Origin of the sequence: Thioalkalivibrio denitrificans, from assembly GCF_002000365.1 — a bacterium.
Lineage (GTDB): Bacteria > Pseudomonadota > Gammaproteobacteria > Ectothiorhodospirales > Ectothiorhodospiraceae > Thioalkalivibrio_A > Thioalkalivibrio_A denitrificans.
Genome location: NZ_MVBK01000044.1, coordinates 92803 through 106641 on the forward strand (window position 1 = coordinate 92803; position 13839 = coordinate 106641).

At 64.1% G+C, this 13839-nt stretch carries 14 protein-coding genes; 4 read left to right on the plus strand and 10 right to left on the minus strand.

Going from position 1 to position 13839, the window contains the following annotated elements; all coding sequences use genetic code 11:
- The first annotated feature begins 3 nt into the window (after window positions 1-3).
- Window positions 4-336, plus strand: coding sequence for a hypothetical protein (locus B1C78_RS08205; protein ID WP_077278671.1), 333 nt, complete (start codon window positions 4-6; stop codon window positions 334-336).
- Window positions 337-462: 126 nt separating this feature from the next.
- Complete coding sequence (locus B1C78_RS08210) at window positions 463-876, plus strand: histone (RefSeq protein WP_077278672.1); 414 nt, start codon at window positions 463-465, stop codon at window positions 874-876.
- 114 nt (window positions 877-990) lie between these two features.
- On the opposite strand, the gene ilvA is transcribed toward B1C78_RS08210, so the two are convergent.
- The gene (gene ilvA, locus B1C78_RS08215; protein ID WP_077278673.1) at window positions 991-2505 is read right to left on the minus strand and encodes a threonine ammonia-lyase, biosynthetic; all 1515 of its coding nucleotides are present in this window, start codon (window positions 2503-2505) and stop codon (window positions 991-993) included.
- A 147-nt stretch (window positions 2506-2652) separates the two neighbouring features.
- Between ilvA and rpiA the strand changes: the two genes are divergently transcribed.
- Together rpiA and B1C78_RS08225 are read left to right on the plus strand one after the other, a co-directional pair.
- Window positions 2653-3309, plus strand: a complete 657-nt coding sequence (gene rpiA, locus B1C78_RS08220; protein ID WP_077278674.1) for a ribose-5-phosphate isomerase RpiA — start codon at window positions 2653-2655, stop codon at window positions 3307-3309.
- A 114-nt stretch (window positions 3310-3423) separates the two neighbouring features.
- Window positions 3424-3624, plus strand: coding sequence for a DUF2905 domain-containing protein (locus B1C78_RS08225; RefSeq protein ID WP_077278675.1), 201 nt, complete (start codon window positions 3424-3426; stop codon window positions 3622-3624).
- 137 nt (window positions 3625-3761) lie between these two features.
- Here B1C78_RS08225 and B1C78_RS08230 read toward each other — a convergent pair whose 3' ends face one another.
- The 9 genes from B1C78_RS08230 to B1C78_RS08270 all read right to left on the minus strand — a co-directional run bounded on the left by B1C78_RS08230 (window position 3762) and on the right by B1C78_RS08270 (window position 13566).
- Window positions 3762-4211, minus strand: coding sequence for an REP-associated tyrosine transposase (locus tag B1C78_RS08230; RefSeq protein ID WP_077278676.1), 450 nt, complete (start codon window positions 4209-4211; stop codon window positions 3762-3764).
- A 167-nt stretch (window positions 4212-4378) separates the two neighbouring features.
- Window positions 4379-8245 (minus strand): DUF3683 domain-containing protein, encoded by a 3867-nt coding sequence (locus B1C78_RS08235; RefSeq protein WP_077278677.1) that lies wholly within the window; start codon window positions 8243-8245, stop codon window positions 4379-4381.
- 614 nt (window positions 8246-8859) lie between these two features.
- Complete coding sequence (locus B1C78_RS08240; RefSeq protein ID WP_077278678.1) at window positions 8860-9282, minus strand: type II toxin-antitoxin system VapC family toxin; 423 nt, start codon at window positions 9280-9282, stop codon at window positions 8860-8862.
- Entirely contained in the window at window positions 9279-9527 is a 249-nt protein-coding gene (locus B1C78_RS08245; RefSeq protein ID WP_077278679.1) for a FitA-like ribbon-helix-helix domain-containing protein, read from the minus strand. The genes B1C78_RS08240 and B1C78_RS08245 overlap by 4 nt, the downstream gene beginning before the upstream one ends.
- A 372-nt stretch (window positions 9528-9899) precedes the next feature.
- Entirely contained in the window at window positions 9900-10310 is a 411-nt protein-coding gene (locus B1C78_RS08250) for a HEPN domain-containing protein (protein ID WP_077278680.1), read from the minus strand.
- On the minus strand, window positions 10307-10714 hold the full coding sequence (locus B1C78_RS08255; protein WP_175628258.1) for a nucleotidyltransferase domain-containing protein: 408 nt from the start codon (window positions 10712-10714) through the stop codon (window positions 10307-10309). Before B1C78_RS08255 ends, B1C78_RS08250 begins: the two co-directional genes overlap by 4 nt.
- Window positions 10715-11044: 330 nt before the next feature.
- The gene (locus B1C78_RS08260) at window positions 11045-12097 is read right to left on the minus strand and encodes an Rpn family recombination-promoting nuclease/putative transposase (protein WP_077278682.1); all 1053 of its coding nucleotides are present in this window, start codon (window positions 12095-12097) and stop codon (window positions 11045-11047) included.
- 852 nt (window positions 12098-12949) lie between these two features.
- A complete protein-coding gene (locus B1C78_RS08265) occupies window positions 12950-13267 on the minus strand; it encodes a HigA family addiction module antitoxin (RefSeq protein WP_077278683.1) in 318 nt (105 codons plus the stop codon).
- Window positions 13268-13275: 8 nt separating this feature from the next.
- On the minus strand, window positions 13276-13566 hold the full coding sequence (locus B1C78_RS08270) for a type II toxin-antitoxin system RelE/ParE family toxin (protein WP_077278684.1): 291 nt from the start codon (window positions 13564-13566) through the stop codon (window positions 13276-13278).
- Between the last annotated feature and the right edge of the window lie 273 nt (window positions 13567-13839).

The window sequence follows — 13839 nt, forward strand, 5'->3', positions numbered from 1 at the left end:
GCCATGACCCTGAACGAGCTGCTTCAGTACCTGCACGACCACTCGGAATTCCAGCTGCTCGACGGCACACCGCAGGAGTCACTGAGGAAGGCCGTGGAGGAAACGCACTCACACCCCGTTGCAGCAGAGATCATCCGCGCGTTGAACGGAAAGGCCGGGGATCGCGGTGGTGAAGCACGGCTTGAACGCATCGACGCCGTCAAATGTCTGGGTCCGCTGCGCCTCAAATACATGGCAGATGATGCGCCCGTGGAAGGGTTTCGCATGGTGGAGAAAACCATCACCACGATCGATGCCGCATACAACGAAGAAGCACTTCGTCATCGCGAAAGTTGAGTTTGAGGGACAGAGGTATGATTTCAGCGGATACACGGTGAAAATTTTGTTCTTTTTCTCTAGTAATTTGAAAGCAGTTGTTTATACTCAGGCTCGGGCATTTGCTTATTGTTTGGAGGGAGTGTAATGGCCATCAAGAAAGCCGCCACGAAAAAGAAAGTGAGTACCAAGTCCCGACTGAAGAAGACCAGCACCAAGAAGAAGGCAGCCACGAAGAAAAAGGCCGTCCGCAGAGCCGCCACCAAGAAGAAGGCGGTGAAGAGGAAGGTCGCCAAGAAGAAGGCCGTCAAGAAGAAGGCCGGCGCCAAGAAAAAGGCCGTGAAACGGAAGGTCGCCAAGAAGAAGGCGGTCAAGAAGAAGGCCGGTGCCAAGAAGAAAGCCGTGAAGAGGAAGGTTGCCAAGAAAAAGGCCGTCAAGAAGAAGGCCGGTGCCAAGAAAAAGGCAGTGAAGAAGGCAACCCGGAAGGCCACTTCCAAGAAGAAGGCCTCCACCAAGAAGAAGGCTGCGGCCCGGCGCCGCACCACCAAGAAGAAGGCCTGACCTTCTTCAAATGGCAGAAAGGCCCGCTTCGGCGGGCCTTTCTGCAACCTGACTCCAGCGTGCCCGTCCCGTGCGGTGCGGCACCACAGGGTTTCTTGCCCCCTCTAACCCGGTTCAGCCCAGAAACATCCGGTACACCGGGTTTTCCGTCTCTTCCCAGTAGGGATAGCCCAGTTCATCGAGAAAGCGCTGGAAGCGCTTGCGATCGCCTGCCGGCACCTGGATGCCCGCCAGCACCCGACCGTAGGCCGCACCGTGATTGCGGTAGTGGAACAGGCTGATGTTCCAGTCCTGGCCCATGCGGGTCAGGAATCTCAGCAAGGCGCCCGGACGCTCCGGGAACTCGAACCGAAACACACGTTCGTCACGCACGTCACCGCCGTGTCCGCCGACCATGTGCCGCAGGTGGGCCTTGGCCACCTCGTTGTCGGTCAGATCCACCAGCGCGTAACCCTGTCCGCGCAGGCTGTCCAGGATGGCGGCGCGCTCCTCCTCGCCGCCCGAGAGCTTGATGCCCACAAACACGTGGGCATCGCTGGAATCCGCATAGCGATAGTTGAACTCGGTGATGCCGCGCTTGCCGATGGCCCGGCAGAATGCCCGGAAGCTGCCCGGACGCTCGGGTATCGTGGCCGCCAACAGCGCTTCCCGGCGCTCACCCAGTTCCGCCCGTTCGGCCACGTAGCGCAGCCGGTCGAAGTTGATGTTGGCGCCGCTGAGCACTGCGGCGAGGGTCTTGCCCGTCGCCCCGCGCGTCTCCACGTACTTCTTCAGGCCGGCCAGCGCCAGCGCCCCGGCGGGTTCGGCCATCACGCGGGTGTCGTCGAACACGTCCTTGATGGCCGCGCAGATCTCGTCGGCACTGACCAGGATCATCTCGTCCACGTACTTGCGTGCCAGACGGTAGGTTTCGACACCCGCCTGGCGCACCGCCGCGCCGTCGGCGAAGATCCCCACCTGGTCCAGCACGATGCGCCGCTTGCGCCGGAGCGCCTCCGCCATGGAAGGTGCGTCGTCCGGCTCCACGCCGATCACCCGGATGTCGGGCCGCAGCGACTTGATGTAGGCGGCCATGCCCGCCAGCAGCCCGCCGCCGCCCACGCACACGAATACCGCGTCGATGGGGTCCGGGTGCTGGCGCAGCAGTTCCATGGCCACGGTCCCCTGCCCCGCAATCACGTAGGGATCGTCGAACGGGTGGATGAAGGTGTAGCCGTGTTTTTCCATCAGGGCTTCGGCGTGGGCGCAGGCCTCGTCGTAGGAATCCCCGTGCAGGACCGCCTTGCCCCCCAGGCTGCGCACCGCATCCACCTTGATACCCGGTGTCGTCTGGGGCATGACGATCACGGCCCGGATACCGAGCGCCCGGGCGCTGAGCGCGACCCCCTGGGCATGATTCCCCGCGGATGCGGCGATCACGCCGCGCGCCTTCTCCTCCTCGGTGAGGTGGAAGATGCGGTTGTAGGCACCGCGCAGCTTGAAGGAGAAGACCGGCTGGAGGTCCTCGCGCTTGAGCAGCACCGTGTTCTCGAGCCGCCTGGACAGGGTGGGCATGGGGTCCAGGGGTGTTTCCCGGGCCACGTCATAGACGCGGGCCGTGAGAATCTTCTCTAGATAGGGAAAGGGCATTGCAGGAAGATACAAGAGGCAAGAGACAAGATACAAGAAAGACGGGGCCTGCCTGACTTGTATCTAGTCTCTTGCCTCTTGTATCTTCGTGCGGCTCGGAATCACCCGATTCGAAGATCGGCACACCAGGAACCGAAGGGATACCCCATGAACCAGGACCAGATGAAGAAGGCCGCGGCGGAGGCCGCCATTGCATACGTGGAACCCGGCATGATCGTCGGCGTGGGCACCGGATCCACCGCCAACCACTTCATCGACCTGCTGGCGGACCTCAAGGACCGCATCGACGGCACTGTGGCCTCCTCCGAGGCCAGCGCCCAGCGCCTGCGCGGCCACGGAATCCAGGTGATGGACCTCAACACCGCGGGGCAGCTGCCCCTTTACGTGGACGGCGCCGACGAATCAAACCACCAACTGCACCTGATCAAGGGCGGTGGCGGCGCGCTCACCCGCGAGAAGATCGTCGCCGCGGCCAGTGACCGGTTCGTGTGCATTGCTGACGAAAGCAAGCTGGTGGACATGCTGGGTGCCTTCCCGCTGCCGGTGGAAGTGATCCCCATGGCCCGTGCCCTTGTTGCCCGCGAACTGATCCGCCTGGGCGGTCAACCCGTGCTGCGCGACGGCTTCACCACGGACAACGGCAATGTCATCCTGGACGTGGACAACCTGCAGATCAGCGACCCGGTCGCCATGGAGGACCACATCAACGGGATCCCCGGCGTCGTCACCGTAGGCATCTTCGCCCGCCGCCCCGCGGACGTGCTGATCCTCGGCGGCCCCGGCGGCGTGAAGACACTCCCGTAATCCCGTCATTGGTCCGTTGCTCACGGCTGTCCAGCTGACTGCTGACTGCTGACTGCTGACTGCTGACTGCAGACTGCAGACTGCAGACTGCAGACTGCAGACAACTGACCATCCATGTCTCGAATCCTCATCACCCTCGGCATTCTGCTCATCATCATCGGCCTAGCCTGGCCCTGGATCGCCAAGCTGGGCCTCGGACGCCTGCCCGGCGACATCGTCATCGAACGGGAGAACTTCCGCTTCTACTTCCCGATCACCACCATGATCCTGGTCAGCCTGGTGGTGACGGTGGTGCTGTGGCTGTTCAGAAAGTGATGAGCACACCCAGTCCGGCCGGGCAGAATCCGCCACTGACGTCGGCCTGAAGGCCGACCTACATTGCGCCCCGTAACACCCTGTAGGTCGGCCTTCAGGCCGACAGCGCCGCCCGAGAGGGCCCCGTAAACCCGTGCTCACAGCCACACCGCATCCCAATGCGCATAATCGCCCAACCGCTTCACCATCCCCGCCCGCAGCGGATTGGCCACCACATAACGCGCGACACTCGCCAGATCCTCGTCCCGCCTGAGCGCATGATCATGGAACGACTCCTGCCAAACGGGTCCCCTGCGTCCCAGAAGCTGATTGATCATATACCCGCTTCGCCCCTTGAACCGTCCCACCGCATCGGCCAGACAGTGACCGTCTCCAAGCCCGAACAACCAGTGCAGATGATCCGGCATCAGCACCCACGCCAGCGATTCCACGTCGCCTCGGTCGTGAAGGGTGCGCATCTCGCGAACCACCCGACGCGCTACGCGCAGATCGGCAAGCACAGGGTGGCGACGATGGGTTACGGTGGTAATCAGATAGACTTGGCCAGCAACAGATACGCGGCCTTTGCGCAGACATGAATAAGGCATTGCGCCATCCTCCATGATGGGTTGACGATCCTCTGCGATGGCTGTCGGGCTGAAGCCCGACCTACAACAATCCCCCATACCTTCCTGTAGGTCGGGCTTCAGCCCGACAGCCATCGCCGATCGAGGCCGCCGACGCCCCTCATCCTTCAACCTTCCTCCCTCATCCTTTACAAAAGCACCCGCTCAATCCCCCCGCTTCTGGCCCGCTCGATGAAGCGCTCCTGCCATCCCTCGCCCAGCAGCCGGTTCGCCATCTCCACGACGATGTAGTCGGTGTCGAGGCCGGTGTCTTCCCGGTAACGGGCCAAGCCCTGTTGGCAGGCGGGGCACGAGGTCAGCATCTTGACGTCGCCGTCCACGGCCTCGTCCCGGCCGGTGAACCCGCGGATGCCCGCGCGCAGTTCCTCCTCCTTGCGAAAGCGCACCTGGGTGGCGATGTCGGGGCGGCTCACGGCGAAGGTGCCGGCCTCCCCGCAGCAGCGGTCGGAGAGGCGCACTTCCTGGCCCATGAGCCGGCTGGCCACCTGGACGGGCGCGTGGGTCTTCATGGGCGTGTGGCAGGGGTCGTGATACAGGTACTGCACGCCGGGCACGCCCTTCAGGCTCAGGCCCTTCTCCATCAGGTACTCGTGGATGTCCAGCAGGCGGCAGCCCGGAAAGATCTGCCCGAACTCGTACTTGAGCAACTGATCCATGCAGGTGCCGCAGGAGACGATCACCGTGCGGATGTCCAGATAGTTGAGCGTGTTGGCCACCCGATGGAACAGCACCCGGTTCTCGGTGGTGATGGCCCTGCCCTTGTCCACGTCCCCGGCCGATGTCTGTGGATAACCGCAGCACAGGTAACCGGGCGGCAGCACCGTCTTCGCTCCGGTGTCGTACAGCATGGCGATGGTGGCCAGCCCGACCTGGCTGAACAGGCGCTCGGAACCGCAGCCCGGGAAATAGAACACGGCGTCGCCCGGCTCGTCGGCCCTGGCCGGATCCCTGACCACGGGGACCTGGCTCGGATCCTCCAGCCCCAGCATGGCCCGGGTGGTGCGCGCCGGCAGCCCCGGGGGCATGGGTTTTTTCACGAAGTGCACCACCTGCGCCGGCAGCGACGCCCGCCCCGTGGTGGAAGCCGGTCGCGCGCCGTTCAGCAGGCCCAGGCGCCGGAACAGCGCATGCCCCAGGCGCTGGCCCGCGTATCCCCATTGCACCATGACCCTGCGCATCAGCTTGATGGTGGCGGGATCCTTGATGTTCAGAAAGGCCATGGAGGCCAGCGTGGTGGGCTTGACCCGGCGCCGGCCGCGCTGCTTGAGGATGTTGCGCATGCGGATGGTCACATCGCCGAAGTCGATGTTCACCGGGCAGGGCGACTCACACTTGTGGCAGATGGTGCAGTGATCCGCCACGTCGTTCATCTCGTCGAAGTGGCGCAGCGACAGCCCCCGGCGGGTCTGCTCCTCGTACAGGAAGGCCTCCAGGATCAGTCCGGAGGCCAGGATCTTGTTGCGCGGCGAGTACAGCAGGTTGGCGCGCGGCACGTGCGTGCTGCACACGGGCTTGCACTTGCCGCAACGCAGGCAATCCTTGATGTCCTCGTTGAGCGCGCCCAGCTCGCTCTGCTCGAGGATCAGCGCCTCCTGCTGCACCAGGCGCAGGCTGGGCGTGTAGGCGTTGGCAAGCCCGGAGCCGGGCATCAGCTTGCCGCGGTTGAAGCGCCCTTCGGGGTCCACGCGCTGCTTGTAGCCGGCGAAGGCGTCCACCTGCGCCGGCTCCAGATACTGCATCTTGGTGATGCCGATGCCGTGTTCACCGGAAATCACGCCGCCCAGACGCCGCGCCAGCGCCATCACCTGGTCCACGATGCGTTCGGCCTCGTGCATCATGGCGTAGTCGTTGGAGTTGACCGGGATATTGGTGTGCACGTTGCCGTCGCCTGCGTGCATGTGCAGGGCGACGAACAGTCGGCTGGTGAGCACGCGGTCGTGAATCGCCTCCAGGCGCTTGCGCACGGGCTCCAGTTCCAGACCGTCGAAGATGTCCCACAGGGGTCTGCTGACCTCGCGGCGGTAGGAGATGCGCAGGCTGCGGCGCAGCAGCAGGTTGATGAGCCGGTCACCCGGGCGCAGGTTCTCGCGCGAACGCTCGTCCAGCAGCGCATCGTGCGCCACGGCATCCTCGTCCAGGTGGGCGAGGATCAGCTTCCAGCGGGCCTGCACACCTTCCAGGTGCTGGGTGGCGGCACGGCGCTTGCCTTCAAACCAGCGCCGGCCCTCGTCGTTCTCGATGGCCAGCAATTCGCGCAGCTCCGGGTGGTCCCCCTTCAGGCACTCCAGCATCTCCGCCACCATGCGCAGCTTGTTGGTGATGGACTGCACGATGTTGATGCGCTCGATGCCCTCGCTGTACTCGGCCAGCCGGTCCAGGGGGATCACCACGTCCTCGTTGATCTTGAAGGCGTTGGTGTGGGCGGCGATGGCCGCCGTGCGGGCACGCTCGGACCAGAATCGCTTGCGCGCCTCCGCGCTGACCGCGACGAAGCCCTCGCCATTGCGCGCGTTGGCCAGGCGCACCATCGCGGAGGCGGCCCGCCCCACGGCATCCTCGTCGTCGGAACAGACATCGGCCAGCAGCACCATCTTGGGACGTTCGCCGCGCGCGCCCTTGGGCGTGTAACGCACGGCGCGCACGTAGCGCTCGTCCAGGTGCTCCAGGCCCGAGAGCCTCACCTGCGGATCGCCGTCCAGGCGATCCTTGATCTCCACGATGGCGGGCACCGCCTCGTGCAGATCGTCACCGTAGAACTCCAGGCACACGGTCCGGATGTGCTTCGGCATGCGGTGCAGGACGAACACCGCCGAGGTGATCAGCCCGTCGCAACCCTCCTTCTGCACGCCCGGCAGGCCGCCCAGGTGCTTGTCGGTCACATCCTTGCCGAGCCCGAGCTTGCGGAACGACTGACCCGGCGCGCTGATCTCCTCGGGCGCACCCTCGGGGGTGACGCCGTCGGCGGAATAGCGGGTGATGCGAAAGCGCACCGTCTCCTGATCGTGAATCTTGCCCAGGTTGTGGCCGACGCGCTCCACCTCCAGCCATTTGGCATCCGGCGTGACCATGCGCCAGGAGGCGAGATTGTCGATGGTGGTGCCCCACAGCACCGCCTTCTTGCCGCCCGCGTTCATGGCGATGTTGCCGCCGATGGTGGAGGCGTCCTGGGACGTGGGATCCACCGCGAACACCAGGCCTTCCTCCGCGGCCCGTTCCGAGACGCGCCGCGTCACCACGCCCGCCTCGGCGCGCACCGTGGGCACCGACTCCTCCACGCCCGGGATGCGACGCATCTCCACCGACCCGAGCCCTTCCAGCTTTTCGGTGTTGATCACCGCGCTGCGCTCGTCCAGCGGCACCGCCGCGCCCGTGTAGCCCGTTCCCCCGCCGCGCGGGATCACCGTCAGGCCCAGTTCGATGCAGGCCGCCACGACACCAGCCATCTCGGCCTCGGAATCCGGCGTCACCACCACGAAGGGCAGCTCCACGCGCCAGTCGGTGGCGTCCGTGACGTGGGAGACACGGGCGAACCCGTCGAAGTGGATGTTGTCGCGGCGCGTGTGCTTCGAGAGCCTGCGCAGGGTGCGCTTGCGCAGCGCCCGCTGCTCCGGAAACCAGTCCTCGAAGCGGCGCACCGCCTCGCGCGCACGGCCCGCCAGCTCCAACGCCCGCTCGTTGCCGTCGGCCCGCGCCACGATCTGGTCCAGGCGATGATCCATGGCCTCGATGAGCGCCGTGAGACGCCTGCGGTTGTCCAGCAGGTCGTCCTGGATATAGGGGTTGCGGGTCACCACCCACATGTCGCCCAGCACCTCGAACAGCATGCGCGCCGACACCCCCGTGCGCCGCTCTCCTCTGAGCTCGTTGAGCGCATGCCACATCTCCTCGCCCAGAAACCGGATGACGATCTCCCGGTCGGAGAAGGAGGTGTAGTTGTAGGGGATCTCGCGGATGCGCTGGGTGGCCTGGACAGGCACGGGCGCGGTGTCGGGCATGGGGACTGGGACCTCCGGTCGTTCGACGGCGGCCACCGCGGCGGCGGCAGGCCGGGAAAAGCGTCACATCATAACATTGCCCGCCGAAACGGTCGTATGCGACCCCACGATGCCAAGGGGGAAGGCTCTTGCGGGGTCATGAAGGGCGTTTTTACCACGAAGCTCACGAAGGGCACGAAGGGGGTTTGATCGGGGGCTTGCGTGGTTTCAGGTGTATCCGAGGCCGAACCCGTGCCACGGGGCTTCGGGGAGCGCCGTATGGGTTTCTCTCGCGAAGACGCGAAGCCCGCCAAGAAAGGCGTTGAACATAGGGCGCCGCCGAGCGCGTGCCGATGGCGCTGCGGCGGGCACGGCCCGCCCTATCAGGATTTCCTTTGCGGGCTTGGCGCCTTGGCGAGAGTCATTCTTGCAAAGGCCGGCACGTTTACCAGGGACGAGCCTTGCCCCGATGCAAATACGTGGTTTGAGGTGTTTCCTGGGTTGAACCGGCGCCCGTGGCTTCGGGGAGGACCACATGGGTTTCTCTCGCAAAGAACGCGAAGCTCGCCAAGAAAGGCTCTGAATGCAGATGAACCGCGGGCTGCCCCCCGGTTAACATGCCAAGGCCGGCTCGCCTACTCTCCCGCCCAAGGGTTGTACAGGCGCACGCCGCATCCCTCGAAATCCGTCACGTTACGCGTCGCGACACCCGCATCACGGGAAAGCGCGATCCCGGCGATCTGGGCATCGAATTGGGAGATCGGCCGACCGGCCTGACGACGCCCTACGGCAATGCGGGCATACGCATGGGCAGCGTCGCTGTCGAAAGGCAGGATGCGGCCCCGGAAATCAACGGCGAACATGTCCTCGACCGCAGTCATCAGCCCATCCCGACGTCGACCATCGGGCAGCAGGCAGACCCCGTAGAGGATCTCCGCCTGGGCCACGGTGGTCGTGTACAGACTGCTGGCGGGCTGAGCCGCGAGCCACCGGACGACGCCTTCGTCAGGCGACGCCCTCATGAGTTCAGAGAGCACGTTGGTGTCGAGGATGATCATCCGCCCGGAAACGGCGGTTCGCGCATGGGCTCGCGGCGCGGGATGTCCAACGCCACGTCACCGAACTCAGCGAAGCGACTCCGAATGCGTTCCACCAGATCCCCGGACGAGGGCGTATCCTCGGCCAGCGCCGCACGCAGCAACTCGCGCACCTCGTCCTCCATGGAACGATGATGTCTCGCCGCTCTGATACGCAGGCGGGCCTTCAACTGTTCGTCCAGGTTTCGAATGGTGATACTTGCCATTTAAAGCACTCATGCAATCAATGATTGCATTGTAGTTCGGGATGCCATGCCCGGCAAGGAAGCGTCCTTAACATGCGAATGCGTGGTTTGAAGTGCTTCCTGGGTTGCACCGGCGTCCGGGGCCTCGGGGAGCGCCGTATGGATTTCTCTCGCAAGGATCGCGAAGCCCGCCAAGAAAGGCGTTGAACATAGGGCGCCTCGGCGGGCACGGCCCGCCCTATCCGAATTCCTTTGCGGGCTTCGCGTCTTTGCGAGAGACATTCTTACAGAGACCGGCAGGTTCACCGGCGTCAAGCCTCACCCCGATGCGAAAAGGAGCACAGGCGCCGACAGTTCAACCTTCCTTCATGCGCTTCGCGGTAAACGACGCCTTCAGGATCCGATAGCATGCCGACAGAGAGGCAGAACACGGTCCGCCACGGCAATGGCGCGGGCGGCCTGTTCCGGGCCGAACAATTCAAACGGCGCGTCCTCCGCATCTCCCAGGGGATAGCGCGTCTCGATGTTCATTCGCGTGAGGTCCTGGGCCTCGTCCAGGGACAGAACGTCCGCCGGCAACTCGATGCCGCCCTCCTTCAATGCCTTGCGCAGACCAATGATCGAGTGTGTGCGGCCCGCTTCGCCGCCGGAATGCAGGAGCAGCCCCTTGAGCGCCTTCTCCACCGCCTGCTGTGCCGCGTAACAGGCCTGGGCAAAGAACCCGCCCTGGACGGCATGCCGGGCGTGGGCCAGATCGTTCTCTGCCTGCGCCAGCCATGCACGTGCACGAGTGGACTGGTTCATACGGCCTCCCTGCCAGTCTCGACCAGGAGCAGCCGTTCCGACACAAGCCTTTCGACAAACGGACTGTTTCCGCTCACGCGGCGCTCCCAGTCCTGCCTGGAGAATGCCAGCACGTCGTCGCCCACCTCCATGAGGCGCCTTTGGGCTTCCCGCACATCCGACTCGTCGGTGGCGATGATGAGCAGGTCCACGTCCGACTCACCGTCAAAGTTGCCGGTGGCCCAGGAACCGAACAGATAGACCCGGGCGGCGATCGGCGGAGATGCGTTGAGAGCTGCGCGAACACGCTCCCTCAGGGCTTCCACCAGGCGCTGTTGCCGAACCTCGCGCGCACGCGCGACCTGCACCCGCAGATTCCGGGCCGCGTCATTGTCCTTCCATCCTGATTCCGTTGAGGGCTTCATGCGCATGCGCTCCAATCACCTGCGTGATTATGCGACGCGAGGGCGCCGAGACCAAGGGCGGTATGCCCTGTGGTCGGTATGCAGCCGCCAAACGGGGGTTTGATCGAGGGCTTGTGTGGCTTCAGGTGATTTCGGGGTCGAACCCGTGCTTGGGGGCTTCGTTGGACACCGTATGGATTTCTCTCGCAAAGACGCGAAGCCCGCCAAGAAAAGCGCTGAATATAGGGCACCCCATGGGCGGCGCCCGGTGCCTATCGATGCCGCCGCGGTGGGCACGGCCCGTCCCATCCGATTTCCTTTGCGGACTTGGCGGGCTTTGCGAGAGTCATTCTAGGTAAAGATCTCCTCCACGCGCTCAGCCGTCAGGATGCGCTCGGACCAGGCAAGCAGCGTGTCAGCGTCCGCCTGGTCGATCCGCGCACGATGGGCCTCGGCCGCCTCAGCACCGAACTTGCGCTCGATCAGGCGCAGGAGGACGGCGGCCTCGCCTTCCTTGAGACCTTCCTCGCGGCCCTCCTTGCGGCCCTCCTTGCGGCCCTCCTTGCGGCCTTCCTTGCGCCCTTCCTCGATGCCTACCTTTCGGCCTTCCTCAATGCCCTGCTGCTTCCAGTCCATTGTCCACTCCTTTACTCGCTCGGCCAGCATGCTGCGTACCTCCTGAAGATCCAACACCTGCTTAAAGTCTACACCCGGCACCCGCGCCGGCAACAGCACCCGCTTGATCCATACAGTGAAGCTTCTGCGAAGCCTCATCTGCTGCGGCAACTCCAGCCACGCCACCAGACGAGCGAGCACCCGCTCAATGTCTCTGGGCTCGCGACTGTTCTCCAGTGCAAACAGCGCCGAGACCAGATTGCGTACTTCCGGCAAGGGATCGTCCCGGTGGCGGCTCTCATCGAGCAGCAGGTAACGCATCCGCGGCCGGTAATGTTCCAGACCGCCGGGAATGGTCTCAATCAGATCAGCCACATCGGTGGCCGCGCCCCAGCGCCGGTCTCCGCTGTAGAGCACCACCGGCAGCACTGGCGGCAGCCTTCCCGAGGGTGTCAGCTGATCGCCCTTGCGAAGGTCCTCGTAAAGGAGCCCCACGTAGGTGAGCATCCGCAGTGCCATGAAGGGATCGGGCCGGGACTGGAATTCCAGAAGCAGGTAGATGTAGAGCCAGTGGCCGTCGCCTTGCCAGCGCACCCGCCAGACCACGTCGTCCTCGCGCTCACGAAGGTCATCGCTGACGTAACCGTCGCCGACGCGGTGGAGGGTGGAGAAATCAAGTCGTTCGACCCAGGGCTCGCGCACATAGCCGCGGATCAGATCCGCCACCATCTCGGGGTGGCTGAACAGCAGCTTGTAGCCGTGATCGTGTCCTTTCGTGTTGCGGCTCATTCCATGGCCTCCTTCCGTGGTCGCGAGTTGTCTGGCGGCAAGAATAGTGGCCGGGGGGCATATCCTCAAGCCCGCATATCTCACCATGGAGCGCGAAGAAGAAAAGATCCGGAGTGTTCGCAGTGTCGGGCGGGGTTGTGGCTGCGTCCGAAGTATGGGGCTTCGTTCGGCGCCGTATCGGTTCCTCTCGCGAAGGCGCGAAGCCCGCAAAGAAGAGCGCTGACCATAGAAGGGCGCCCCATGGGCGCCGCCCCGCAGGCGCTTTCGGGGTCGAACCCGCGCTACGGGGGCTTCGTTGGACGCCGTATAGATTTCTCTCGCAAAGATCGCGAAGCCCGCCAAGAAATGCGCTGAATATGGAGCGCCCCGTGGGCGCCGTCCGGTGTCTATAGACGGCGCCCACGGGGCGCCCTTCCGAGTTTTTCCTTTGCGGGCTTGGCGTTCTTGGCGAGAGACATCTCTTTCAAAGGCCGACGCGTTCACAAGGGGCCAGACTTGCCCGGATGCGAATGCGTGGATCAACGTGTTTGCGGGGTCGAACCCGTGCTTCGGGGCTTCGTTGGACACCGTATGGATTTCTCTCGCGAAGGTCGCAAAACCCGCCAAGAAAAGCGCTGAATATGGGGTGCCTATGGGCGCCAACGGATCCGTATCGATGCTGCCGCGGCGGGCACGGTCCGCCCTTCCGAGTTTTTCCTTTGCGGGCTTCGCGATCTTTGCGAGAGAAATCTTTACGGAGCCCGACCAGGGCACCCCGGCCGAATCTCTCCACCGATGCCGCAACAGGCACGCAATGAATGTTCAAGCCTTCTTCGTGCCCTTCGTGAGCTTCGTGGCAAGACCCGCTTCGCACTAGGCCATACTGCGCCAATGTTTCACGTCCTGGATTTCGTCGAGTTCGTCCTGTTCCGCCTGGCGGGCCTTGTACAGATCCCATCTGTTCTGCAGGTTGAGCCACAAATCCGGCGAGACCCCGAAGAAACGGGCCAGGCGAAGCGCCGTGCTGGGGGTGATACCCCGCTTGCCGTTGACCAGCTCGTTGATGCGCTGATAGGGCACGTGAATCGCATCCGCCAGCTCTCGCTGGGTTATCTGCATCGGGCGCAGGAACTCCTCCATCAGCATCTCGCCGGGATGTGTCGGTTGCCTGTTGGTTGGAATTCGTCCCATCTCTCACCTCAGTGGTAATCGGTGATCTCGACGTCTTCGGGGCCGGAAGGCGTCCACCTGAAGCAGATACGGTATTGCCTGTTGATGCGAACGCTATGCTGCCCCCTGCGATCGCCCGCCAATGCCTCCAGCCGGTTTGCGGGAGGCACTTTCAGATCATGCAAAGATGCCGCCGAATCGAGGAGATCCAGCTTCCTTGACGCCACGCGCCACAACGAACGGGGACACGTCCGAAGGGCAGCCCTCGACGCCACCCCGTTGAAGATATCTTCGGTACCTCTGTCCCTGAAGCCGAGTATCGTGGAAACACGGTAGCACGGCTACCATGCTACCGCAACGCAAGGGAACATGGAAATCACGTGAGATGCTGGTTACGGGGTCGAGAATTCCTGAACCACGATGGGGGTTAGGCGAGAGCGGGGCCGAAACCGTGCCATGGGGGTGTCTTTGGACGCCGTATGGCTTACTCTCGCGAAGACGCGAAGCTCGCCAAGAAAGGCTGTGGTCATAGGGCGCCCCGTGGGCGCCAGGCCGGTGCCTATCGATCGCGCAGCGGCGGGCACGGCCCGCCC